We start from the raw sequence: 24,702 nt of genomic DNA on the forward strand, positions 1-24,702 counted from the left end.
CTTGAAATCAACAGGATAGAAACCGCCGATGCAGGACAGACCCGTGCCGACGCCGATCGAGAGCCCCCTGTTGAAGGACAGGGCCGGCGCCCGCATCCGCCACGGTTTCTTCACCCGCAAGGGCGGTGTTTCTCAAGGCTTGTACGCCGGCCTGAATGTCGGCATCGGCTCGGATGACGACCGCGAGAAAGTGATCGAAAACCGCACCCGGGTCGCCGCCTGGTTCGGCTTGCCTGTCGAAAAGCTCGCGACAGTCCACCAGGTCCATTCTCCCGACGTTTTCGTGGTCGACGAGACCTATGCCGGCGAACGGCCGAAGGTCGATGCGATGGTGACGAACGTGCCGGGCGTGGCGCTCGGCGTGCTCGCGGCCGATTGCGGCCCGATCCTGTTCGCCGACGGCGAAAACGGCGTGATCGGCGCGGCCCATGCCGGCTGGAAGGGCGCGCTCACCGGCGTGCTCGAAAACACCGTCGAGGCGATGATTTCGCTCGGGGCGGAGCGCCGGAACATCACGGCGGTCCTCGGCCCCTCGATCGGCCCGGCGAGCTACGAGGTCGGCCCGGAATTCGTCGACCGGTTCCTGGAACACGATCCGTCCTACGAGACCTTCTTCACACCGTCATCGAATGCGGGGCATTCTATGTTCGACCTGCCGTCGCTGACCATCCGGCGGCTGACGCAGACCGGTATTCGGGCCGAAAGCCTCGGATTGGATACCTATCCGGATGCGGAGAGGTTCTATTCCTACCGCCGCACCACCCATGCCAAAGAGCCGGATTACGGCCGTCAGATTTCAGCAATCGCACTTCGGGAGAATTGATATGGCCCTGCATTTCGAGAGGAGCGAATACGCCGACCGGCTGACGCGGCTGACGGAGAAGATGCGTGCCGAAAAACTGGATGCGCTGCTGATCTTCGCCCAGGAAAGCATGTACTGGCTGACCGGCTACGACACGTTCGGCTACTGCTTCTTCCAGACCCTGATCGTCAAGGCGGACGGCACGATGACGCTGCTCACCCGCTCAGCCGACCTGCGCCAGGCGCGCCACACGTCCATCGTCGAAAACATCGTCGTCTGGGTCGACCGGGTGAACGCCGATCCGACCCTCGACCTCAAGAACCTTCTGAGCGACATGGACCTGCTCGGCGCGAAAATCGGTATCGAATACGATACCCACGGCATGACCGGCCGCATCGCCCGCCTGATCGACAACCAGCTCGCCACCTTCGGCCAGATCAGCGACGCCTCCTATCTGGTCAGCACGCTTCGCCTCGTCAAAAGCCCGGCGGAAATCGCCTTTGCGAAGCGCGCCGCCGAACTTGCCGACGACGCGCTCGAAGCGGCGCTGCCGCTGATCGGGGCCGGCGGCGACGAGGCGGAAATTCTTGCCGCCATGCAGGGCGCCGTCTTCCTCGGCGGCGGCGACTATCCCGCCAACGAATTCATCATCGGCTCCGGCGCCGACGCGCTGCTGTGCCGTTACAAGGCTGGCCGCCGCAAGCTCGACGCGACCGACCAGCTGACGCTCGAATGGGCGGGTACGGCGGCGCATTACCACGCTGCGATGATGCGCACCGTCGTTGTCGGCGAGCCGACGCCGCGCCACCGCGAGCTCTACAAGGCCTGCCTCGAAACCATCCAGGCGATCGAAGAGGTCCTGCGCCCCGGCCACACCTTTGGCGACGTCTTCGACACCCATGCCCGCATCCTCGACGAGCGCGGCCTGTCGCGCCACCGCCTCAACGCCTGCGGCTACTCGCTCGGCGCCCGTTTCTCGCCTTCGTGGATGGAGCACCAGATGTTCCACTTCGGCAACCCGCAGGAAATCCTGCCCGACATGACGCTGTTCGTGCATATGATCATCATGGATTCCGACAGCGGCGCCGCCATGACGCTTGGCCACACCTACCTGACGACGGAAGGCGATCCGCAGCCACTTTCCCGCCATGCTTTGGAGCTCATTCAGCGCTGAAAGCGCGAAAAATCAGGCGATTGACAGTTTGGGAGCGAACTTTAAGCTTGCCGCCGAGGAATCTGTGGCAGGAGACGGGTATGCGGCCTTTCGGAACACTGCTTTCCGCTGCCCTGCTGGCGGTCGTGCTTGCATCCTGCAATACGACCGAAGCCCTGACGCCGCAGGCCAATGTCGGCGGCGGCGGTGCCAGAACCTCCTCCCCGGTGACCCAGGCGGAAGCCGATCGCATGGCGCGCTCGGCACAGCCGGAAACCTATAACAGCCGCGGCGGCAACCAATCCGGTCCCCAGAACACGCTCGAAGCCCAGGCCCGGGCGCTGGAATCCGGAAACGCCGTCTCGCCCGCCTCCTCCGGCCCGCCGCCGCAATGGCAGGGCCAAGGGACGGACCAGCAACAGGCCATGCAGACACAGCAGCCTGGGACGACGGCCGCTCAACCGCAGCAGCAATCCAGGCAGCAGAGCGCCTCAGTACCGTCCGCATCCGGTCCGACGGTCCGTTTCCTGCCGATCATCGGCGCCCCGGTCCAGGCGGTGACGCCGCTGTCGCGCCAGCTCGGCGCCCAGGCCCGCGCCAACGGGCTGACGATCCGGCCGTCGAGCGACAACAGCACCGAGCATATCCTCAAAGGGTATTTCTCCGCCTTCTCCGACGGCGGCAAGGTCACCATCGTCTATGTCTGGGATATTCTCGATGCCTCCGGCGCCCGGCTGCACCGCATGCAGGGCCAGGAAAGCGTCCCCGGCAGCGGCGACGACCCCTGGGCTTCGGTTCCCGCCTCGACCATGGAGACTATCGCCGCCAAGACGATCCAGGACTATGTGAACTGGCGCCAATCTCAGGGCTGATTCATCGGCTGAACGATCGGCTCGAGCCGCCGAGCCGGCCGATCCGGCACTGAACCTCAAAAGCCACGAGTCACAGTTTCTTCATAAAAATGAGTGAGCGGGTGCGAAACGCACTTGCATTCGAAGGCGGCGGCGGTAAAAGGCCCGCATCCAGCTTCAAAACAGGCGGACCGCAATGAAGGTTTTCGCAGGCAATTCGAACCGGCACCTCGCCGACGCGATCTGCAGCTATCTTAATGTTCCAGTCGGAAAAGCCAGTGTCAGGCGATTTGCAGACCAGGAAATCTTCGTTGAAATTCAGGAAAACGTGCGCGGCGAGGATGTCTTCATCATCCAGTCCACGTCTTTCCCGACCAACGACCACCTGATGGAACTGCTGATCATGATCGATGCCTTCCGTCGGTCGTCGGCCAAGCGCATCACCGCCGTTCTCCCCTATTTCGGTTACGCCCGCCAGGACCGCAAGGCCGGCCCGCGCACGCCGATCTCGGCAAAGCTCGTCGCCAACCTGATCACCGAGGCCGGCGCCGACCGCGTCCTGACGCTCGACCTGCATGCCGGTCAGATCCAGGGCTTTTTCGACATCCCGACCGACAATCTCTTTGCGGTTCCGGTTCTCGCCCGCGACGTGAAAGAGCACTACGATCTCAACAACGTTATGGTTGTCTCGCCCGACGTCGGCGGCGTGGTCCGCGCCCGGGCGCTCGCCAAGCGCATCGACTGTCAGCTCGCGATCGTCGACAAGCGGCGCGAGCGGGCCGGCGAGTCGGAGGTGATGAACGTCATCGGCGAGGTCGACGGCAAGGATTGTCTGCTGATCGACGACATCGTCGATTCCGGCGGCACGCTCTGCAACGCGGCCGAAGCGCTTTTGAACAACGGCGCCACCAGCGTCACCGCATACATCACCCATGGCGTGCTCTCCGGCGGCGCGGTCGCCCGCATCGCCGCCTCCAAGCTCAAGGAACTGGTGATCACCGACTCGATCCAGCCGACCACGGCGGTTCAGTCGGCCCACAATATCCGGGTCATCACCACCGCCAACCTGCTCGGCGAGGCGATCAACCGCACGGCCATGGAATCCTCGGTCTCCAGCCTGTTCGACTGACCTTCTTCTGTCACAAGTATTTGGATAGATTGACCCTCGAGCGCAAACTGAGGGTGAGTCGCAATGTCTTCCTTGATCGGCCTGTCGAAGAAACTGGCCATTTTCCTTCTCATTCCGCTGCTGTCGGCCTGTGTCGATGGCGGCGGCAGGCCCGGTGGCTATTACCCGCCGGAACGGCCTCGGCCGGACTGGAACCGTCCCCAGAGGCCCGATCGCCCCGACTGGAACCGTCCGGGCCGTCCCGACCGGCCCGACTGGGATCGTCCCCAGAGGCCGGACCGCCCGGATTGGGATCGCCCGCAAAGGCCCGACCGTCCCGATTGGAACCAACCCGGCAGACCTAACCGTCCAGATCGCCCGGACTGGAACCAGCCGGGCCATCCCGGTCGCCCCGACCAGCCGGGCCGCCCCGGAAGGCCCGAGCAGCCCGGCTTCTGCACGCGCGAATACCGTCCCGTCTGCGGCCAGCAGGGCGGGCGCACCCAGACCTTCCCGAACGCCTGCGAGGCGGCGAACGCCGGCTTCGGCGTCGTCGCCTCCGGCGAATGCCGCCGCTAGATCGCGGGCCCGAGGTAAGGACAAATCATCGACGAAAAACGCCGGAACCCTGGTTCCGGCGTTTTGCTTTGTGCCGGGGCTTCGGCTAGAAGGCCCCCGAATAAGGAGACAAGCATGGCCGCACGCGACCGCTATTCCCGAAAACTCGAATGTTCCCAATGCGGCAATGTCGGTTTCGCCGAGGTTTCCGAAACCGACGACAGGCGGCAGGGCAATCGCGACTTCCGCATCGATGAACTGCCGAGAGGTTTCCTGACCGAGTTCGCTTCGACCGATCCGCGCAAATACATGATCCGCTGCGGCCAGTGCGCCCACAAATTCCGTTTCGAACAGAAGACCGTCTATGCACCGGGGGGCGAACCCCGACGCTGACCGGCGCGGGGTCAGGCGACCTTGGAAGCCGGCGGGATAATCTCGTCCACCGTCTCGCCGTTGACGATATGCTCGATGCCGGCCCGTGGACCGGGCTTGCCGAACAGGTAGCCCTGGACCTGCATGCAGCCTTCCTTGCGCAGGAAGGCGATATGCGCGTCGGTCTCCACCCCTTCCGCAAGCACCGGAATGTGGAGGCTCGATGCAAGGATCAGCGTCGAGCGCACGATCGCCGCCGACTGTTCGTTGTTGGAAAGCCCGTCGACGAAGGTTCGGTCGATCTTGATCTTGTCGAACGGAAAGGACATCAGCGTCGAAAGCGACGAATAGCCGGTACCATAGTCGTCCATGGCGATCTTGACGCCAAGGCTCTTGAGGTGGCGGACGGCCTGAAGCGCCCGCTGATGGTCGGCGATGATGCCGGATTCGGTGATCTCCAGCTCGAGCCGGTCGGCGCTGAGCCCTGTCTGCTTGAGGATATCGTGAACCCTCGCCGGGAATTTCGGGTCGGCAAGCTGCTGCGCGGCCACGTTGACGGCAATGCCGAACGGCTTTTTCCAGCTCGTCGCCTCCGCGCAGGCAGTCCGCAGCACCCATTCGCCGAGCTCGACGATGAAGCCGGTGCGCTCCGCGATCGGGATGAACTCGCCCGGAGAGACCAGTCCCCGGACCGGATGGTTCCAGCGCAGCAGAACCTCGAAGCCGACCACCTCTCCCGAAAACGTATCGTTCTGCAGCTGGTAATAGAGTTCGAACTGCCCTGCCACGAGCCCGGAGCGCATGTCCATGGCGAGCGCGTTGCGTTCGCGGGCCGCCTGGTCCATCGAGGAATCGTAGAAGCAGATCACGTTGTCGCCGGATTGCTTGGCGCGGTACATGGCCACATCCGCCTGGGCCACGAGATCGTCGACCGTCTTTGCTTCCCCGGGATAGAGCGCAATGCCGACGCTCGAGCCGACCGTAAGCGTATTGCCGCTCCATTCAATCGGCTTGCAGATTTCGGCAAGCAGCCGGTTGGCAAGCACCATCGCGTCGGAACGCTTGTAGTACATATGCTTCAGCGCCACGAATTCGTCGCCGCCGACCCGGGCGATGAACTCGCCCTCACCGGCCGCCTTGGCAAGCCGGCTGCCGATCACCCGCAGCACCTCGTCGCCGGCGGCATGGCCGTGAACGTCGTTGACCTCCTTGAAGCGGTTGAGATCGAATGAGAGCACCGCGATGCGGCCGGCCAGGTCCGCCGGACGCGCGGCGATATCGGCGAGCTGCTCGTTGAAGGCGGCCCGGTTGGCAAGTCCCGTCAATGCGTCGTGCAGGGAAAGGTGGCGATACTGTTCGACGGCAGCTTGCGTCGTCCGGGCATCGATCAGGTAGGTGACCGCGGTCAGCGCGAGCAGGATGAGCATCTGCGACAAGACGCCGAAGCCGAGCACGGCCGGCGGAAGGGCCTCGTTCAGCGGCACGGTGCGGGGATCGAAGGTGAGGTCGATTGCGCCCATGGCGGTGAAATGAGTGGTGGCGATCGCCAGGATCAGCGCCAGTACGGAGCTGTATTTGCAAAACCGGGTGGCCGGACGCACGACGCGATTGATCGTCAAGGCGCCGAACAGGCTGGCAAAGATGAGGGAGGCAATCACGTAGGAGCGATCCCAGCCGATGACGCCCTGCGCCTCGTAGGCGGCCATGCCGGTATAATGCATCGCGGCGATACCGAGCCCGATGACCACCCCGCCGGCTTCGGCAAGCATGGAACGACCGCCATAAGCCGCAATGCCGAGACCGGCCGTGGCGGTCACCACCGCGATCACGAAAGACAGGAGCGTCTGGGCCGGTTCATATCCTGCCTGCCCGCCCGACAGATAACCGAGCATGGCCAGAAAATGCGTCGTCCAGGTGGTCGATCCACCCATGAAACCGGCCAGGAAAAGCCAGATGATCTTCTCGAGCCCGCTTCCCCTCCGCGCCCGGGAAAAAAGCCGTATCGTCAGGAAGGATCCGGCCATGCAGATGAGCACGGCGCAGGCGATATAGCGAAGGTCGTGCTCGACAAAAATACAGGAGAGAACGCGAAACATGAAGCCTGTTACTTTTCAACGGGTTTGGTTGAAAAGTTTTAGCACTGAAACATGTTTGAAACGTTCCCTTTGATGGTAAACGGCCCCTGATTGGCAAAAACGAAGGCGGGGTCAAAAGGCACAGGCGATCCGTCGGATCACTGGATCGGCTGGCCGTTGACGCTGAAGTTCTTGCCGTCCTCGAACTTGATGTCCCAGCGCAGGCGGCCGTCCGGCTCCGTCTTCGCCATGCCCTTCGCCATCATCATGGCGAAAGAAACCTGGTTGAACTCGGGGTCGCTCTTGGCAGCATTCTGGAAATACTGAATCAGCTTGTCGATATCGCGGGCGAGGATCGAGGTTTCGAGCGTGTAGCGATCCTTCTCTTCCGGATTGCCCTTGACCTTGCCGGAGGCTTCGACATCGTAGAGCGCGGATTTTGCCGCGACCCGCGGGAAGTCGACTGTCAGCTGGCCGTCGTCGAGGAAGGCCTTGCCGAGGCGCTCGCCCTCTTCATCCGGCAGCGGACCCGGCTTTGAAAAGTCCATTTCCATCAAGGTATCGACGAAGCGCTGGAAGTTGAGGTCGGCCACCCCGACCTCCATCTCCGCCATGTCGGGCACCAGCTGGGCGTAGAGCGGCGGGATGATGCCGTCAGGCGTCGAGATGTTCTCGACGCGCGCACCGAAGCCGATCCGCGTCGCTTCCGCGGGCTCGCTCATCGTGAACGTGTAGTCGAGCTTGTGGACGCCGAAATCGCCGATCGGGCTCGCCACGGTGAACTGGTTGAAGGTAATCTTTTCCGAAAGCGCCGTGAAGAACGGCATTGCGCCCCGGAAAAGTTCCTTGAGCTTGGCGATCTCGGCCTGCGAGGGCTTTTCATCCTCGACGAGCTCCAGCACGAACATGACGAGATCGCGGATCTTCTCCGCCACGACGCCCTGCACGCCCACGTCGAAATCGAGGCTTTCGGCACGGATCTGCACCGGCGGGGTTTGCGGCGTCGCAACCCGTTCGTAGAAGCGCGAGAACGAACCCTTGCCCGTGAAATCGGTGCCTCCGGCAGTCGCGCTCGCTGCGGACGCGAGGGAATAGTTCATGCCGGCGAAACTCGCCTCGACCTCTTCCGGACCGCTCTTCGAAACCATGCGGATCGGGCCGGAGGTCGCTTCGCCCGAGCGCAGATAGCTGATCGCGGGGTCGAATATGCCCGAAAACACCATGTCGGTGACGGAATAGCTGAGATTCGTCGGCTTGCCGTCGGGCATCTTGCCCTGCACGGTGAAGGACATGTCGCTGTCGCTATTGAGCTTCCACTGGCCGTTGTCGAGCGGTGCGGCGAAGATCGAAAACGGCTTCAGCCCGGAGACCTTGAAGTTCTTCTTGTCGATGGACTTGAGAAGCTTGGCGAAATCGTAGCTGATCTCGTAGCGTCCGCCGGCCGGCTTGACGGTCAGGAAACCCGCCGACTTGACCGTATCGGGCAGAAAGTAGCTGAGGCTTTCCTTGAGGCTGCGAGCCCCCTTGTCGTTGATCTCAGCCGCCGCAACCGGATATACGCAGGACGCAGCCATCAGTCCGGCCGCGATCAAAGTCCGTTTCATGAATCAAGCCCTTCCCTCGTTCGACGGGCACTATTTGGAAGATGGACCGGCGAAGTCAAGCGGAAGCCCTTGTTTTGCGGGCCGAAAAGCTTGCACATCCTCGATCGTTGTATTATAGCCCGCCCGTCCGCGTAGACACCCTTGGAGGCAACGCGGATGAAGCGCATCGGACGGTGCCCTTCGGTTTGACGCCAGCGGCCATCGCTTGCGGAAAACTCTCCAAACAACCTCGAAAGGATATGCCATGAGCCACGCATCTTACGAGCTCAAGGCCGAGGCGCGCGAACGGGTAGGTAAGGGGTCCTCCCGTGAACTTCGCCGCAACGGTTTCATTCCTGCTGTCATCTACGGTGACAAGCAGTCCCCCCTCGCGATCGCTCTGTCGACCAACGAAGTCACGAAGCGCATCCATGCCGGCGGTTTCATGACCACGGTTGCCACGATCGACGTCAACGGCGAGAAGATCCAGGTCCTCCCGAAGGACTATCAGCTCGATCCGGTCCGCGACTTCACCATGCACGTGGATTTTCTGCGCGTCTCGGGCAACACGGAAGTTTCCGTTGAAGTTCCGGTTCACTTCGTCAACGAAGAGAAGTCCCCGGGCATCAAGGTCGGCGGCGTTCTCAACATCGTCCGTCACGAAGTCGAGCTGCTCTGCCCGGCCAACGACATTCCGGAATTCCTGACCGTCGACCTGACGGGCGCGAAGATCGGCGACAGCCTCCACATCTCTGCCGTCAAGCTGCCGGCTGGCGTCCGTCCGGTCATCTCCGACCGCGACTTCACCATCGCGACGATCGTCGCCCCGGCTGCAGGCGTTGCCGAAGAAGAACCGGCTTCTGCTGAATAAACAGACCGAAATTCTTGAAATGAAACCCGCTTTCGCAAGAAAGCGGGTTTTTTATTGTTTGCTGGATACAATTTCGTAACCCTGCTTCCGTAATTCGTTCGAATCTTGGCACCGTCGTTTCAGTGAAGTTTAATGAATAGATGAAACGATGCACGCTACTTCAGCATGACGGGGAATAGTCCGGCTGCCGCCGGACGATGAATGCGGGGAGACGGATGACTCATTCCGTTGAGAGTCGTTTTATAGCGATTATTTCAGGCGCCCTTCTGGTCGTCGTCGCTCCGCTGTTCACGCTGTTTCTGGCGCTTTCCTCCCAGCAGGCCGCCAAGAACCTCAGCGAACACGTCAATGTCGTGCTGGTGACCAATTCCCAGGCGCTCGGCAAGCCGCTCTGGGATCTCGACACCGACAGCATCCATCAGGTCGCCTCGATGTTAATCGCCGATCCGGCGATCAACGGCGTCCAGATCAGCGACAATACCGGCAAGCTGAATATTTCCGAGGTCGACGTCAATCCCGCCGATTTCCGGGGGCTGGACTCGATCTCCGAGCCGATCTTCTACAAGTCGCAGCAGGGCGTCCGCAATGTCGGCAGCATCACCGTCTACGTGCCCAAGCTCGGCTGGTTCTCCGCCCTGCACCAGATGGAAATGGCCTTCATCTCCATCTTCATCATCACCGTCCTGACGGTCTTCGGCGCGGCCATCCTCGGCAACCGCGTCATGGTCATCAAGCCGCTGATGCGGCTGACCGCAGCCATCGAGGCAACCCGCAGGCTCGGCTCGCGCCACCATGTCGACTGGCGCTCGAACGACGAAATGGGACGCCTGGCGAAGAGCTTCAACGAAATGCAGACGCTCTTGGAACGCGAGGAGCGCGAACTCAAGCGCGCCCATCAGCAGACCACCGAAATCTACAACCTGACGCCGGCCATGCTGTTCTCGCTCACCGCAGGCGACCAGATCGCAGCCGTCAGCGACTACTGGCTGCTGGCGACCGGTTACCGCCGTGAGGATATCATCGGACACGCGTTCTCCGAGCTCGTCGCCCCCGCCGACCGCCAGATCTATGCAAGGCGCAAGCAGCAGGCGAAATCGAGCGGTCCGGCCATCGAGGTCACGGTCCGGTTCCTGTGCGCCGACAGCCGCCTGATGGACGTTTTGATCGTCGAGACCGAACTCGGCACGGCCGGTGGCAGCATCCCCGGCTCGCTCAGCGTCATGACCGACGTCACGGAACTCAGGCAATCGGAACTTCGTAACCACCAGCAGGCGATTTCCGACCACCTGACCGGGCTCCTGAACCGTCAGGGCTTCGAGGCAGCCCTGGACCAGAAGATCGCCGAGGCTGACAAGGCGCGCACCGAAGTCGCCTGCCTGTTCGTCGATCTCGACCGCTTCAAGGCAATCAACGACAATCTCGGCCACGCCGCCGGCGACACCGTGCTCTGCCAGTTCGTCGAACGGACGCGGCCGATGCTCGGCGACGGCGATATCGCCTCGCGCCTCGGCGGCGACGAATTCGCGATCCTGATCACCGGGGACGGCGCCGAGCGCCGCGCGACCGAACTCAGCCAGAAGATCGTCGACATGTTCGAGGTCCCCTTCCGGGTCCAGGGCACCGGCGTGCGGCTCAGCGCCAGTATCGGTCTTGCCTTCTATCCGAGCCATGCCGCCAGCGCCGCCGAACTCCTGCAGAAGTCCGACATGGCCATGTATGCCCGCAAACGCGACGGCAAGAACGGCGCGCAGGTCTACGATCCCGCCATTCTCGACCAGACGCGGGAAAGGGCCGAGATCGAGAGCGACATCGAGGTCGGGATCGCCGCAAGCTGGTTCGAGGCGCATTTCCAGCCGATCGTCGACATCGAGACCGGCATTCCGTCTGGCTTCGAAGCCCTGATGCGCATGCGCCACCCGCGGAAGGGAGTGATGTCGCCGGCCGGCATCATCAGCGTCGCCGAGGAGACTGGCACGATCGGCCAGATCGGCAACCTCATCCTGGAAGACGCGATGGCGAACCTCGCCCGCATCTCCCGCCTGCCCGGCATGGGCCAAACCTATGTCGCCGTCAATTTCTCGCCGCTGCAATTCGAACCCGGCCTGCCCGCCCGTCTCGCCGGCCTGCTCGGCCGCTACGGCATCGATCCGTCGCGCCTTGTGGTGGAAATCACCGAAGCGGTGCTGATGCACGACAATCCCGAGATCCGCACCATCCTCAACGAGATCCATCGCTTCGGCTGCCGCATCGCGCTCGACGATTTCGGCACCGGTTATTCGTCGCTGAGCTACATGAGCCGGTTCCCGGTCGATATCGTCAAGATCGACCAGTCCTTCATCCGTTCACTTACCGAGCAGACCGGCGATATAGGCAGTAAGAACAGGATGCTTGTCGAAGGCATCAGTGCTATTTCTCACAAGATGAACTGCAAGGTCGTCGCCGAAGGCGTCGAGACGGAAGAACAGCGCTCGTTGCTGCAGCAGATAGGCATCGACTACGCCCAGGGCTATCATTTCTCGAAGCCCCGCGAAATCTCCGAACTGATCTCGGCCCTCTCCGCCCGGCAGGCCGAAATCAAGTCCATGGCGAGCTGACAAAGCCCTCACCTCCGGACCAGATGCTGGGTCAGAAATGACAACATGCGCGTTTGGAAGGGGGACAGATGAAAATCGCAGCGCCGCTTCTTGCCAGCCTCAGCCTCGCGGCAGGCGCCCATGCCCAGCAGCCGATCGCCTTTTCGACCGAGTCCTACCCGCCGTTCAGCTATCAGGAGCCGGGCGGCAGGTATCGCGGCGTCGGCATCGATCAGGTCGAGATCATCATGCGTGACGCGGGCACGCCCTACACGATGGAGATCATGCCCTGGGCCCGCGCCATCGCCATGGCCGAGACACAGTCCAAGCACTGCGTCTTCGCCGCCGCCCGCACACCGGAGCGCGAGCACCGTTTCAAATGGGTCGTGCCGCTGTTCATCGACCGCAGCATCCTTGTCCGTCACGCGGGTGCCAAAATCACCGCCGCCACCCTGGACGAGGCCAAGAAATATACGGTTGGCACCCATCGCGCCGACTATACCGAAGGGCTCTTGAAGAGCTTCGGTTTCCCGAAGATCGACCTCAGCGCCGACGTCGACACGACGCTGCGAAAGCTGCTGCAGGACCGTATCGACATGATGCCCATGTCGGAAGGCGTCTACCAGAAGCTGAAGGCGGACGGAACGCCGATCGAAAAGGTCGTCCTGTTCTCCGAACAGCATCTCGGCATTGCCTGCAACCTCGATGTGCCGGACGAACTGATCGCCAGAATGCAGGCCGGCCTCGACCGCCTCATCAAGGACGGCGTCCAGAACGCAATTCTCAATCGCTACGGCATCAACGAGGCCCAATAGCGGCTCCGGTGTTGAAACCGGTTGACTTTGGCGGCATTTCGCGGTGGTGAAGGCCAGCAGTCAAGGATGGACGTCTCCATGCTCATCATCGCCGGCCTCGGCAATCCCGGTTCCCAATATGCGGGCAACCGCCACAATATCGGCTTCATGGCGGTGGACGCGATCCAGCGCCGACCCGGCTTTTCACCCTGGTCGAAGAAATTCAAGGCGCTCATCTCGGAAGGCGAGCTCGCCGGCGAAAAGGTGCTGCTGATCAAGCCGCAGACCTTTATGAACCTCTCCGGCGAAGCGGTCGGCGAGGCCATGCGCTTCTACAAGCTTGGCCCCGAAAACATCATCGCCATCTATGACGAACTCGACTTGGCCGCGGCCAAGGCCCGCATCAAGACCGGCGGCGGCCATGGCGGCCACAACGGAGTCAAATCGCTCGACGCCCATTGCGGCCGCGAATATCGCAGGCTTCGCCTCGGCATCGGCCATCCGGGCGCCAAGGAACTCGTCCACAACCACGTGCTCGGAGACTTCGCCAAGGTCGACCAGACCTGGCTCTCCCCTCTCCTCGACGCGCTCGCCGACAACGCCGAGATGCTGGTGAAGGGGGAAGACTCGCAACTGATGAACAAGCTGGCGCTCGCCGTCGGCGGCAAGCCGGACGATGAAAAGCCGGCCAAGGCCAAACCGGCAAAAGACGGGCCGAATGCGGAAAAGAAGCCGGTCACCAGGCCGACCGGCCAATCCCATATCCACCAGGCCCGCGGAGGCGGCAAGCCGAACCTGCCGACATCGGGCCCGATGGCCGAGATGCTGAAGAAGATGTTCGGCGGCAAGGGCGAATGACGGGCGCGACACCCGTAGAAATGACACACCGGAATCAGAAGCGCGACATGACCAAAACCTCGAATATCGATGCAATCACCGGCGAACTCGTCACCCTTCGCGACTACTGGCGTTATGCCATCTCCCGCTTCAATGCCGCAAACCTCAGCTACGGCCACGGCACGACGACCGCGGGCGACGACGCCGCCTTCCTGATCCTCGACAGCCTTGATCTGCCGATCGATGCGCTCGATCCGTTTCTCGACGCCCGCCTTCTGCCGGCCGAACGGCGGCTGCTGGCCGAGCGGATCGACGCGCGCGTCACCACCCGCAAGCCCACCTCCTATCTGACCGGCCACGCCTATATCCAGGGCGTCCGCTTTCTCGTCGACGAGCGGGTGATCGTGCCCCGCTCCCATATCGGCGAGATCCTGTTTTCCGAATATCTGAGCGAAAGCGGCTCGTCCTTCCTCCCCGATCCGCTGAGCGTCGAAAGCGCGGTCGACATCTGCACGGGCTCCGGGTGCCTCGCCATCCTTGCCGCAAAGTTCTTCCCCAATGCCGCTGTCGATGCGGTCGATCTGTCGCCCGATGCACTGGAGGTCGCGAGGCTCAACGTCGCCGAGCACGGCGTGGAAGACCAGTTGGCGCTCCACGAAGGCGATCTCTTCGCGCCGCTCGGCAAGCGGAAATACGATCTGATCATCACCAATCCGCCCTATGTGGATCACGAGGCGATGGAGGGCTTCCCGGAGGAGTTCCGGTCCGAGCCGGCCATGGCCTTCGACGGTGGCGTCGACGGTCTCGACCTCGTCCGCCGGCTGCTCGCCGAAGCCCCGGCGCATCTCAATCCCGAGGGCGGGATGATCTGCGAAATCGGCTCGGGCCGCGAAATTCTCGAAGAAGAATTCCCCGACCTCGATTTCCTCTGGCTGGAAACGGCGGAATCGCAGGACGCCGTGTTCTGGATCAGCGCCGAAGCACTCGGGGTCAAGGCCGGGAAAAAGAGGAAGTAAGCCTTGTTCGCCGTGCTGGCTACTCTTCCGGCTCGGTCGTGAACATCAGCGGGAAGCCGGCCTCCTTGGCGAGGTCGATCGCTTCCTTCGCCTTGGTCTCGGCAATGTCCCTGGTGCAGACAACGACGACCGCGGTGCCCATCCGGTGGGCGGTCAGCATCACACGATAGCCGGTCTCCTCGCTCATCCGGAACACGGCTTTCAGTACCATGGTCACGAATTCGCGCGGCGTATAATCGTCGTTGACGAGAATGACCTTGTAGAGCTTCGGCCGCTCGACTTTGGGCTTGGAGATTGTCTTCGGTTTTAAGCTGGTATCTTCGGCCATCGGCCTCTCCTGACGATGCAATCCTATCGGGAGAACATGCCGGCTATATCGCACCGCAACCGGGATTTTTCAAGCAACTCATCGGAGTGGAATGAGGTCAAACGGCGTCGAGCAGGAGGCATTCGCGGCCTTTTGCACGCACGATAGAGGCGGCACGCTTGTCGAAGGTCGCGAACGTGTCGCCGCCGAGCTTGCGCCCCTCGAATTCGATCACACCATCCGCGAAATCTCCTCCGCCCTCCAAGAATGTGAGACCGGCTTCGACCGCAGCGCGATCAAGCGCGACGGTCTTGACGCTCATCCAAGTCTGAATAGCTGCGACGAGGTCGCTCTGGCTTCTTTTATAGAGCCGACGAAGAACCCATACCATTTCACATAGGGTCTGGTTCGAAATGGTCACCTCGTTCGAGGCCAACAGAGCCTGGGCTTTCGGGCTTTCGACTTCGTGATCGAAGATCATTGCTCTCAAAAGGATATTGGTATCGACGATGAGGCTCATTGCTCCGCCTCGCCAGCATAGCTTGCTGCAATTGCCTCGTTGATCTCATCGATCGAATAGCTTTTGCCCGTCGTATTCTTGAACATTCCGAAGACGCTTTCGATCGGCAGTTTGCCGGAAATCGGATGGATCATAGCCTGCCGCTTCGGCCGGAGATCGACATCGATCTCGTCGCCGGGTTTGATGCCAAGGTGATCAAGAACCTCCTTTTTCAAGGTAACCTGCCCTTTTGCGGTGACTTTCAATCTAACCATGACCATTCTCCGTTGATTTAAAGTAAGGCGAATATGCCTTACGCGCAAGGATCGGTAGCGGAGCCTTGACCGCCCGGGCACTTTCCCCCATAGCCACAACAACGAAATTTCTTACAATACAGGGTCCGGACCCATGGGTTTCAAATGCGGTATCGTGGGCCTGCCGAATGTCGGCAAGTCCACTCTCTTCAATGCGCTCACCAAGACGGCGGCGGCCCAGGCGGCCAACTATCCGTTCTGCACGATCGAACCGAACACCGGCGAAGTGGCGGTCCCCGATCCGCGCATGCAGAAGCTGGCGGCGATCGCCGGCTCCAAGGAAATCATCCCGACCCGCATCTCCTTCGTCGATATCGCCGGCCTCGTGCGCGGCGCCTCGAAGGGTGAAGGCCTCGGCAACAAGTTCCTCGCCAATATCCGCGAAGTCGATGCTGTCGTGCACGTGCTGCGCTGCTTCGAGGACGACGACATCACCCATGTCGAAGGCCGCATCAACCCGGTCGGCGATGCTGACACGATCGAGACCGAGCTGATGCTCGCCGACCTCGAAAGCCTCGAGCGCCGCGTCGAACAGACCCGCAAGCGCGCCACCGGCAAGGACAAGGATTCGATCGCGCAGCTTCCTGTCATGGAAGCCGTCATCAAGCTGCTGAACGACGGCAAGCCGGCCCGCCTGCTCCTGAAGACGCTGGCGCCCGAAGAGATCGAGATCCTCAAGGGCCTCAACCTCCTGACGTCGCATCCGGTTCTCTATGTCTGCAACGTCGCGGAAGCCGATGCCTCGACCGGCAACCAGCATACGGAAGCCGTCGCCGCCATGGCCAGGGAACAGGGCGCCGAATGCGTGATCATCTCGGCTGCCATCGAGTCCGAAGTGGCGCAGCTTCCGGAAGAGGAATCCAAGGAATTCCTGTCGGCCCTCGGTCTTGAGGAAGCCGGCCTCGACCGGCTGATCCGCGCCGGTTACCACCTGCTCGACCTGATCACCTATTTCACCGTCGGCCCCAAGGAAACCCGCGCCTGGACGATCGTGCGCGGCACCAAGGCGCCCGCGGCCGCCGGCGTCATCCATACGGATTTCGAACGCGGCTTCATCCGCGCCTTCACCATCTCCTATGACGACTACATCACCTTCAAGGGTGAAGTCGGCGCCAAGGAAGCCGGCAAAGGCCGCGACGAAGGCAAGGAATACGTCGTCCAGGATGGCGACGTCATCCACTTCCGCTTCAACACCTGATCGTGCGGACGGGAGGCCACATGACGCGAGCCGAATACTATTTCGAAGACTTTTCGATCGGGCGGGTTTTCCCGCTCGCTTCCAAATCGGTGACCGCCGACGAGATCGTCGAATTCGCCGCCGAGTTCGACCCGCAGCCCATGCATCTCGACGAGGCTGCCGGCAAGGCGAGCATCCTCGGCGGGCTCTCGGCCTCCGGCTGGCACACGGCAAGCATGTTCATGCGCATGATGTTCGACGGCTGGCTTTCGGCGTCCTCGTCGGAGGGTTCGCCGGGCATCGAGTTTATGGAATGGAAGAAGCCGGTTCTGGCCGGCGACACGCTGTCCGGCCGCTCGACGGTCATGGAATACCGCACGCTGCGCTCCCGGCCCGGCATCGGCATCGTGAAATTTCTGCACGAGGTGGAGAACCAGCGGGGTGAGGTCGTCATGCGCGGCGAGAACCCGATCATGATGCGGCTGCGCGACGCCGAGGAGAATGCCGCATGAGGCTGGCCGAACTCCGCCCGCCGGGCACCAAGGTCATCACCGGCACGCTTCTCTTCACCACAGAGGACATCGTCCGCTACGCAAAGAAATTCGATCCGCAGCCCTTCCACGTGGATCCGGAAGCCGCAAAGAACTATGTCTTCGGGGCGCTCTGCGCCTCAGGCTGGCACACCTGCGCCGGCTGGATGAAAACCTATATCGCCTATTGGAAAGCCGAGGTGGCGCGCCTCGAAAGCGAGGGCATCACCGCCCCGAAGCTCGGCCCCTCGGCTGGCTTCAAGAAACTGCAATGGCTGAAGCCGGTCTATGCGGGTGACAGCATCACCTATTCCGTCACGCTGACCGAAAGCCGGCCGCTTGCCTCGCGTCCCGGCACCTTCATCAACCTGACCGTATGCGACGGCGTGAACCAGCATGGCGAGGTGGTGATGCGCTACGAAGGCACGGTGCTGGAATTCGCGTGAGGCATGGATGCTGGCGCGGTGTCCTTGCTCCCCTCACTCCTGTGCTTGTCACAGAAATCCAGCCGGCCCAAGTCCTTGGGCTGAAAAGACCCCTCCGCGCCGCAGACGCGGCGCTGCTGGATCCCTGTGACCAGCACAGGGATAAGGATGGCGAGAGGCGGTCCCTCTCAGTGACCTGAAAACTCGACCAGCGTCCTGACTTCAACGCCGAGCGCTTCAAGCTTCTTGCGGCCCCCGATATCCGGCAGGTCGATGACGAAGCAGGCCGAGACGATCTCCGCGCCGAGCTGGCGCAGCAGCTTCACCGCACCTTCCGCCGTGCCGCCGGTCGCAATCAGGTCGTCGGTCAGGATCACCTTCTCGCCGGCCTTTACCGCGTCCACATGGATCTCCATCTCGTCGGTGCCGTATTCGAGGCTGTAGGCCATCCGTACGGTCTGGTGCGGCAGCTTGCCCTTCTTGCGGATCGGCACGAACCCGGCTTTCAGCTGATGCGCCAGCGCGCCGCCGAGGATGAAGCCGCGTGCCTCGATACCGGCGATCTTGTCGACGCCCATGCCCGCGTAAGGCCGCACCAGTTCGTCCACCGCCTGCCCGAAGGCGACGGCGTCGCCGAGCAGCGTGGTAATATCGCGGAAGATGATACCGGGCTTGGGATAGTCCGGAATGGAACGGATGGCGGTGGAGAGCGTGGTTTTGGACGACATGGGACCCAGATATTTGGCGGCAGGAACAGGAAACGAGCCTATCAACTGAAGGGCGTCCTCCCAACAAAAAAGGCGGTCACAGACCGCCTTTTTCATGTCACGAGGTAAAAACCTCAGTGTTCCTTGTTCGCATAGACGGACTTCTTGGTCAGGTAGATCAGGCCGGTGAAGATCACCAGGAAGACCATGACCATGAAGCCGGTACGCTTGCGCTCTTCGAGATGCGGCTCGGCGGCCCACATCAGGAAGGCCGAGACGTCCTTGGCATACTGATCGACCGTCTGCGGCGAGCCATCCTCGTAGGTGACCTGGTCGCCGCTGAGCGGCGGAGCCATGGCGAGCGCGGCAGCGCTGGCGAAATACGGATTATAGTGGGTGCCCGGAGCAACCTCGACGCCGGCAGGCGGTTCCTGGTACCCGGTCAGCAGCGAATGGATGTAATCCGGGCCGCCCGACTGGTACTGGGTGAACATGTCGAAGATGAACTGCGGGAAGCCGCGGGTGACGCCGCGCGCCTTGGCGAGCAGCGACATGTCCGGCGGTGCCGCGCCGTTGTTAGCGGCAGCCGCAGCCTGGGCGTTGGCGAACGGCGACGGGAAGTAGTCGGACGGAACGGCGGCGCGTTCGAACATTTCGCCTTCGTCGTTCGGGCCGTCCTGAACCTTGTAGTTGGCGGCGAACGCCTTCACCTGGGCTTCCGAATAACCGAGACCTTCCAGCGTGCGGAAGGAGACGAGGCGCATCGAATGGCAGGCGGAACAGACTTCCGTGTAGACCTTCAAGCCGCGCTGCAGCTGACCCTTGTCATAGTGGCCGAACGGACCCGCGAAGCTCCAGTCGGTTTCCTTGGGGTGGTGGATCGGAAAATGCGGCGTTTCCGAATGTTCGGCAGCCGGTGCCGCAGCATGGTTTTCCTGTGCAATCGCCGAGGCAACGCCCATTCCCGCCAGGAAGGCCAGCGAGACGAGGCTTGTAACAAGCTTGTTCATAATTCTAATCCCTCTCGGTCGCAGGCGTCAGGCGCGGGCTTCGGTGGATTTGCCGTTCTTCTTTTCAAGAACCGCTTCCGTGATGGAGTTCGGAATGCGCCTCGGCGTTTCGAACAGGCCGAGCAACGGCATGATCACCAGGAAGAAGCCGAAGTAGTAGACGGTTCCGAACTGCGACATGAGCGTGAACACGCCTTCCGCCGGCTGGGATCCGAGCCAGCCGAGCATGATCGCATTGGCGACGAACAGCCAGAAGAACAGCTTGTACCAGGGACGATAGACTGCCGAGCGGACCTTCGACGTGTCGAGCCAGGGCAGGAAGAACAGGATGATGATCGAGCCGAACATCACCAGCACGCCGCCGAGCTTGGAGTCGATCGGGCCAACGTTGAAGGTGATGGCGCGCAGCATCGCGTAGAACGGCAGGTAGTACCATTCCGGAACGATGTGAGCCGGGGTCTTCAGGGCGTCAGCCGGAATGTAGTTGTCCGGATGGCCGAGGAAGTTCGGCATGTAGAAGACGAACCAGGCATAGACGATCAGGAAGACGGAGACGCCGAGCGCGTCCTTCATGGTCGCATAGGGCGTAAACGCGACGGTGTCGGTCTTGGTCTTGACTTCGACGCCGGTCGGGTTGGTCTGGCCTGTGACGTGCAGCGCCCAGATGTGCAGCACGACGACGCCGGCGATCATGAAGGGCAGCAGGTAGTGCAGCGAGAAGAAGCGGTTCAGCGTTGGCTGGTCGACGGCAAAGCCGCCGAGCAGGAACTGCTGTATCCATTCGCCGACCAGCGGGAAGGCCGAGAAGAAGCCGGTGATAACGGTAGCACCCCAGAAGGACATCTGACCCCAGGGCAGAACATAGCCCATGAAGCCGGTCGCCATCATCAGGAGGTAGATCACCACGCCGAGGATCCAGAGGATTTCGCGGGGCGCCTTGTAGGAGCCGTAGTAGAGGCCGCGGGCGATGTGGAGATAGACGGCAACGAAGAAGAACGACGCGCCGTTGGCATGCATGTAGCGCAGCAGCCAGCCGTGGTTGACGTCGCGCATGATCTTTTCGACCGAGTCGAAGGCGGCACCGGTCGAGGCGACATAGTGCATGGCGAGCACGACGCCGGTGAGGATCTGGACGATCAGCATCACCGACAGCATGGCGCCGAAGGTGTAGGCATAGTTCAGATTGCGGGGAACGGGGTAGGAAACGAAGCTGTCATGGATCATGCGCGGCAGCGGAAGCCGCGAATCGATCCACTTCTCGATGCCGGTCGACGGCTGGTATGTGGAATGACCGCTCATAAGTATGTATCCCCTCACCCGATCTGGATAACTGTATCGGACTTAAAACTGAAAGTCGGAATGGCGAGGTTCTCCGGAGCCGGACCTTTGCGGATACGGCCGGCCGTATCGTAGACCGACCCGTGGCACGGACAGAACCATCCATTGTATTCGCCGGACTGGCCGAGCGGCACGCAGCCGAGATGGGTGCAGGAGCCGATCATCACGATCCAGTTTTCCTTGCCGGCGCCGCCCGAACGGTCGATGCCGGTCGCCTTCGCATCGGCCGCCAGGTTGGCGTTGCGGGCAACCGGATCCTTGAGCTCGGCCATCGGCACGTCGGCTGCCGCCTTGACTTCTTCCGGGGTGCGGTTGCGGATGAACACCGGCTTGCCGCGCCACTTGACCGTCAGCGACATGCCCGGCTGCAGGGCCGCGACATTGACCTCGATCGAGGCGAGCGCGAGCGTCGAAGCGTCCGGGCGCATCTGGTCGATAAAGGGCCATGCCACGGAAACAGCGCCGACGGCGCCGGCCATACCGGTCGTCAGGTAAAGGAAATCACGGCGAGTGGGCTCGCCCAGTGTTTCGCTATGTGTGTCGTGCTCGCTCACGGCTCAATCATCCTTCTCACGCAATTCGCGGAAACCGCCCTGCCCCCGTCCCGGGCGAATCTCGGTTGAACACAATTCGACCACAGATTCCCCAGCAATCCGGCGCGTTCTATGCTTGATCGCAAAATATGTCCAGCCTTGGCAAGGGGCTGGGACCAGTTTGTCGCGGGAAAACCCGAAGGGTTGCGGGCTACCGTGTCAGGCAGAGCACAGGCCCGGGAAACCTGGCGCGGAACCCGAGCTCCAGCCCGGGAAAATCACGTCTTTTCCGAAGGAAATGACGGGGATGGCGCGCTTCCCGTTAACCGCCCTGCCGGGTGCCGCATTGCAACAAATCCGACCGCATGTTAGGCCAAGCGCACGACAGAAGGCGGCCGCCCCGGACATACCCGAATGAGACAAACACTATCGGTTGCCATCTGCGTCATCGTGTCGCTCGTACTGATGGCGATTGGGACGCGTTACATACACCCACACTGGATCCTGGGAACGCTCTACAGCCTGCAGCTGCATGCGGCAGCAGCCTGCGTACTGGCCATGATCGTCGCGCTTCTCGTCAAGCGCCACTTCGTCGTCTGGCTGCTGTTTGCCGTCTCGCTGCTGTTCACAGGCCACGCGGTGCTGATGGGCCGCGAGTTCGTCGCGCCGCTGACGGCAGCGGATGCCGGCGCACCGACCTTCCGGCTGATGTCCTTCAACATCCTCAACGACAACTTCGAGAATGCGGAAGACATCGTCGTAACGATCCGGTCTTCCGGCGCCGACCTCGTCAACATCATGGAAGCCGCCCCGCTCAGGGTCTACATGGACGAGCTCGCCAAAACCTATCCCTACCGGGTCGGCTGCGGCGTGCTGATCGAGGACTGCGACCAGTTGATGCTCTCCAGGGTGCCTATCGAAGCGCCCGTCGTGCAGTCGCTGAGCGATATCTTCCCGGATCGCTTCATCCTGGCGAAGGTGACGGTCGCCGGCCGGCCGATCCATTTTGTCGGCATGCATACGACCAAGCCCTATTTCGACAATTTCCATTCGCTGGAACTGAACCGCGCGGCGCTGGCAATCAGCGAGACCACAGGCCCCCTGCTTCTTTCAGGCGATTTCAACGCCTCCAGCATCGCGCCGAACATGCGGCGTTTCCTGAACAATACCGATCTGGCGACGGCCGAGGTCGAGCCGGCGACCTGGCCGATCCGGGCCGGCGTGTTTGGCCTGCCGATCGACCATGTCTATGCCCGGGCGCCGCTGAAGATAAAGTCGCTGACGCGCATTCCCACGGCGCACGGCTCGAACCACTACGGGCTGATCGCCGAGATCGCGATCACCGGGCAGTGAGCCCGAAAGATTATTGGGCGGCGTCCGCGGCAAGGAACCCGCCGGACTGCCGCGCCCAGAGCTCGGAATAAAGCCCTCCCCGCGCGATCAGCTCGTTATGGGTGCCGTCCTCGATGATCCGGCCCTTGTCCATGACGATGAGCCGGTCGAGCGCTGCGATGGTCGACAGCCGGTGGGCAATGGCGAGCACGGTTTTTCCCTGCATCAGCCGTTCCAGGTTCGACTGGATCGCCGCCTCCACCTCCGAATCCAGCGCCGATGTGGCCTCGTCGAGCACCAGGATCGGCGCATCCTTGATCATCACCCGTGCGATCGCCACACGCTGGCGCTGGCCGCCGGAAAGCTTCACGCCCCGTTCGCCCACATGCGCGTCGAACCCCTTGCGGCCGCGCTGGTCCTCGAGGCTGGCGATGAACGCATCCGCTTCCGCCTTGCGCGCCGCCTCGACGAGCTGCGCCTCGGTCGCATCCGGCCGGCCGAACAGGATATTGTCGCGGATAGACCGGTGCAGCAGCGACGTATCCTGTGTCACCATGCCGATCTGGGCGCGCAGCGATTCCTGTGTCGCCTTGGCAATGTCCTGCCCGTCGATCAGGATACGTCCGCCTTCGAGATCGTAGAACCGCAGGAGCAGGTTGACGAGCGTCGACTTGCCGGCGCCCGAACGCCCGACGATGCCGAGTTTTTCGCCCGGCCGGATCGTGAGCGACAGGTTGTCGATGACGCCCTTCGTCTTGCCGTAGTGGAAACTGACATTCTCGAAGCGGATCTCCGGACGCTTCACCACCAGCTGCGTAGCGCCCGGCGCATCCACCAGCCCGATCGGCTGCGAGATCAGCTCGGCCGAATTCTGGATCGTGCCGATATTGCGCATGATGCCGTTGAGCTGCGTCATCAGCCGGCCGAGCAGGAAGTTGAGCCGCAGCATCAGCGCCATGGTGAAGGCGACCGCGCCGGACGAGATCAGGCCGGAGAGCCACAGATGCACGCTCATCGCCGCCATGGTGACGATCATCGTGCCGGAGAGGAAGGCCATCGAGGCGCGCACGCTGGTGAGCAGCCGCGTGAACGCGATGATCGTGTCCTGAAAGCTCTCGAAGCCCGACAGCATGTATCGGTCGTTCGCCTCGTCGCGGCCGAAGAGGCGAAGCGTCTGGATGTTCGAATAGGCGTCCACCATGCGGCCGGAAATCATCGAACCGGCCTCGGCGGACGCCTTGGAATGTTCGCGGATGCGCGGCACGTAATATCGGGCCAGCATCGCGAAGATGGCAAGCCAGGCGACGACCACGATCGCCAGCCGCCAGTCGAGGCCTGCGACGAGCGCGATGGTCGAAACCGAGTAGATGCCGACGAACCAGACGCTTTCCATGAAGGAGGTCAAGACGTCGCCGGTCGCCTGCCCCGCCGACCAGACTTTCGTGACGATGCGGCCGGAAAAGTCGTTCTGGAAGAAGGAGAGCGACTGGCGCGACACGTGGATATACGATTGCCAGCGCACCAGGTTGTAGAAACCGGGCGTGATGATCTGCTGGTCGACCAACGCCGTCAGAAAGCCGATCAGGAAGCGGCCGATGCCAACCACCAGCGCCATGACCACCAGCTCGGTCCCGTGGTTGGCCAAAAGCCCCGCCCAGCCGTCGGCGGGTTTGGTCGTATCGAGGATATCGACCAGCCGTCCGACATACCAGAACATCGCCGCCTCGACGCCGGCCGCAAGCCCGCCGAGCACCAGCATGGCGAAGAAGGGGAGTTTTGCCTGGCTGACATAGAACCAGACGAAGCCGATGAGACCGGCCGGGGGCTTCAGGTCGTCCCGCCTCGCAAACGGCTTGATAAAGCTCTCGAAGATGCGGAAGACCGGTTTCAACATGCCCCGGATATAGGCGGATTCTGATCGGCGGCAAAGCAAAAGC

25 protein-coding genes are annotated in these 24,702 nt (G+C 62.2%); 15 read left to right on the forward strand and 10 right to left on the reverse strand.

What is annotated here, in order from left to right; all coding sequences use genetic code 11:
• The first annotated feature begins 28 nt into the window (after positions 1–28).
• From pgeF to J2X76_RS08535, 6 genes are all read left to right on the forward strand, one after another.
• Positions 29–823 (forward strand): peptidoglycan editing factor PgeF, encoded by a 795-nt coding sequence (pgeF, locus tag J2X76_RS08510; protein ID WP_310214965.1) that lies wholly within the window; start codon positions 29–31, stop codon positions 821–823.
• A 1-nt stretch (position 824) separates the two neighbouring features.
• Positions 825–1,976 (forward strand): Xaa-Pro peptidase family protein, encoded by a 1,152-nt coding sequence (locus tag J2X76_RS08515; RefSeq protein ID WP_310214967.1) that lies wholly within the window; start codon positions 825–827, stop codon positions 1,974–1,976.
• Between the two features lie 80 nt (positions 1,977–2,056).
• Positions 2,057–2,827, forward strand: a complete 771-nt coding sequence (locus J2X76_RS08520) for a hypothetical protein (RefSeq protein ID WP_113282632.1) — start codon at positions 2,057–2,059, stop codon at positions 2,825–2,827.
• A 175-nt stretch (positions 2,828–3,002) separates the two neighbouring features.
• Entirely contained in the window at positions 3,003–3,935 is a 933-nt protein-coding gene (locus tag J2X76_RS08525; RefSeq protein ID WP_113128436.1) for a ribose-phosphate pyrophosphokinase, read from the forward strand.
• Between the two features lie 63 nt (positions 3,936–3,998).
• Complete coding sequence (locus tag J2X76_RS08530; protein WP_310214972.1) at positions 3,999–4,493, forward strand: hypothetical protein; 495 nt, start codon at positions 3,999–4,001, stop codon at positions 4,491–4,493.
• 114 nt (positions 4,494–4,607) lie between these two features.
• A complete protein-coding gene (locus J2X76_RS08535) occupies positions 4,608–4,865 on the forward strand; it encodes a hypothetical protein (RefSeq protein WP_113128435.1) in 258 nt (85 codons plus the stop codon).
• 11 nt (positions 4,866–4,876) lie between these two features.
• Here J2X76_RS08535 and J2X76_RS08540 read toward each other — a convergent pair whose 3' ends face one another.
• Together J2X76_RS08540 and J2X76_RS08545 are read right to left on the reverse strand one after the other, a co-directional pair.
• Positions 4,877–6,940: an EAL domain-containing protein gene (locus J2X76_RS08540; RefSeq protein ID WP_310214976.1), complete on the reverse strand. Its 2,064-nt coding sequence runs from the start codon at positions 6,938–6,940 to the stop codon at positions 4,877–4,879.
• 137 nt (positions 6,941–7,077) lie between these two features.
• A complete protein-coding gene (locus tag J2X76_RS08545) occupies positions 7,078–8,523 on the reverse strand; it encodes a hypothetical protein (protein WP_310214978.1) in 1,446 nt (481 codons plus the stop codon).
• Between the two features lie 244 nt (positions 8,524–8,767).
• On the opposite strand from J2X76_RS08545, the gene J2X76_RS08550 reads away from it, so the two are divergent.
• From J2X76_RS08550 to prmB, 5 genes are all read left to right on the forward strand, one after another.
• Complete coding sequence (locus J2X76_RS08550) at positions 8,768–9,373, forward strand: 50S ribosomal protein L25/general stress protein Ctc (RefSeq protein ID WP_113128432.1); 606 nt, start codon at positions 8,768–8,770, stop codon at positions 9,371–9,373.
• A 215-nt stretch (positions 9,374–9,588) separates the two neighbouring features.
• On the forward strand, positions 9,589–11,967 hold the full coding sequence (locus J2X76_RS08555) for an EAL domain-containing protein (RefSeq protein ID WP_113128431.1): 2,379 nt from the start codon (positions 9,589–9,591) through the stop codon (positions 11,965–11,967).
• A gap of 68 nt (positions 11,968–12,035) precedes the next feature.
• A complete protein-coding gene (locus J2X76_RS08560; RefSeq protein WP_310214981.1) occupies positions 12,036–12,761 on the forward strand; it encodes a transporter substrate-binding domain-containing protein in 726 nt (241 codons plus the stop codon).
• A 78-nt stretch (positions 12,762–12,839) separates the two neighbouring features.
• Positions 12,840–13,598, forward strand: a complete 759-nt coding sequence (gene pth, locus J2X76_RS08565) for an aminoacyl-tRNA hydrolase (protein ID WP_113128512.1) — start codon at positions 12,840–12,842, stop codon at positions 13,596–13,598.
• Positions 13,599–13,645: 47 nt separating this feature from the next.
• Positions 13,646–14,593 carry a 50S ribosomal protein L3 N(5)-glutamine methyltransferase gene (gene prmB, locus J2X76_RS08570; protein ID WP_310214984.1) on the forward strand — a complete coding sequence of 316 codons (948 nt, stop codon included), beginning with the start codon at positions 13,646–13,648 and terminating at the stop codon, positions 14,591–14,593.
• A 19-nt stretch (positions 14,594–14,612) separates the two neighbouring features.
• Here prmB and clpS read toward each other — a convergent pair whose 3' ends face one another.
• The 3 genes from clpS to J2X76_RS08585 all read right to left on the reverse strand — a co-directional run bounded on the left by clpS (position 14,613) and on the right by J2X76_RS08585 (position 15,674).
• A complete protein-coding gene (clpS, locus tag J2X76_RS08575) occupies positions 14,613–14,921 on the reverse strand; it encodes an ATP-dependent Clp protease adapter ClpS (protein WP_113128429.1) in 309 nt (102 codons plus the stop codon).
• Positions 14,922–15,018: 97 nt separating this feature from the next.
• A complete protein-coding gene (locus J2X76_RS08580) occupies positions 15,019–15,420 on the reverse strand; it encodes a type II toxin-antitoxin system VapC family toxin (protein ID WP_310214986.1) in 402 nt (133 codons plus the stop codon).
• Positions 15,417–15,674, reverse strand: coding sequence for an AbrB/MazE/SpoVT family DNA-binding domain-containing protein (locus J2X76_RS08585; protein ID WP_113128427.1), 258 nt, complete (start codon positions 15,672–15,674; stop codon positions 15,417–15,419). Before J2X76_RS08585 ends, J2X76_RS08580 begins: the two co-directional genes overlap by 4 nt.
• Before the next feature lie 133 nt (positions 15,675–15,807).
• On the opposite strand from J2X76_RS08585, the gene ychF reads away from it, so the two are divergent.
• Genes ychF through J2X76_RS08600 form a run of 3 tightly spaced genes read left to right on the forward strand, consistent with a single transcriptional unit; the run spans position 15,808 to position 17,866 of the window.
• Positions 15,808–16,911, forward strand: a complete 1,104-nt coding sequence (gene ychF, locus J2X76_RS08590) for a redox-regulated ATPase YchF (RefSeq protein WP_113282637.1) — start codon at positions 15,808–15,810, stop codon at positions 16,909–16,911.
• A 20-nt stretch (positions 16,912–16,931) separates the two neighbouring features.
• On the forward strand, positions 16,932–17,402 hold the full coding sequence (locus J2X76_RS08595; protein ID WP_310214989.1) for a MaoC family dehydratase: 471 nt from the start codon (positions 16,932–16,934) through the stop codon (positions 17,400–17,402).
• Positions 17,399–17,866, forward strand: coding sequence for a MaoC family dehydratase (locus tag J2X76_RS08600; protein WP_310214991.1), 468 nt, complete (start codon positions 17,399–17,401; stop codon positions 17,864–17,866). Before J2X76_RS08595 ends, J2X76_RS08600 begins: the two co-directional genes overlap by 4 nt.
• Before the next feature lie 167 nt (positions 17,867–18,033).
• On the opposite strand, the gene J2X76_RS08605 is transcribed toward J2X76_RS08600, so the two are convergent.
• The 4 genes from J2X76_RS08605 to petA form a co-directional block, all read right to left on the reverse strand.
• Positions 18,034–18,573 (reverse strand): adenine phosphoribosyltransferase, encoded by a 540-nt coding sequence (locus tag J2X76_RS08605; RefSeq protein WP_405030006.1) that lies wholly within the window; start codon positions 18,571–18,573, stop codon positions 18,034–18,036.
• A 113-nt stretch (positions 18,574–18,686) separates the two neighbouring features.
• Entirely contained in the window at positions 18,687–19,562 is an 876-nt protein-coding gene (locus J2X76_RS08610) for a cytochrome c1 (RefSeq protein WP_113128423.1), read from the reverse strand.
• 27 nt (positions 19,563–19,589) lie between these two features.
• Positions 19,590–20,861 carry a cytochrome b N-terminal domain-containing protein gene (locus J2X76_RS08615; RefSeq protein WP_310214995.1) on the reverse strand — a complete coding sequence of 424 codons (1,272 nt, stop codon included), beginning with the start codon at positions 20,859–20,861 and terminating at the stop codon, positions 19,590–19,592.
• 14 nt (positions 20,862–20,875) lie between these two features.
• On the reverse strand, positions 20,876–21,454 hold the full coding sequence (petA, locus tag J2X76_RS08620; protein ID WP_113128421.1) for a ubiquinol-cytochrome c reductase iron-sulfur subunit: 579 nt from the start codon (positions 21,452–21,454) through the stop codon (positions 20,876–20,878).
• Positions 21,455–21,847: 393 nt separating this feature from the next.
• Here petA and J2X76_RS08625 point away from each other — a divergent pair, with 393 nt between their 5' ends.
• Entirely contained in the window at positions 21,848–22,786 is a 939-nt protein-coding gene (locus J2X76_RS08625; RefSeq protein WP_310214997.1) for an endonuclease/exonuclease/phosphatase family protein, read from the forward strand.
• A gap of 10 nt (positions 22,787–22,796) precedes the next feature.
• Here J2X76_RS08625 and J2X76_RS08630 read toward each other — a convergent pair whose 3' ends face one another.
• Positions 22,797–24,659, reverse strand: a complete 1,863-nt coding sequence (locus J2X76_RS08630) for an ABC transporter ATP-binding protein (protein ID WP_310214999.1) — start codon at positions 24,657–24,659, stop codon at positions 22,797–22,799.
• Between the last annotated feature and the right edge of the window lie 43 nt (positions 24,660–24,702).

It is taken from the genome of Neorhizobium sp. 2083 (assembly GCF_031455615.1).
GTDB lineage: Bacteria > Pseudomonadota > Alphaproteobacteria > Rhizobiales > Rhizobiaceae > Neorhizobium.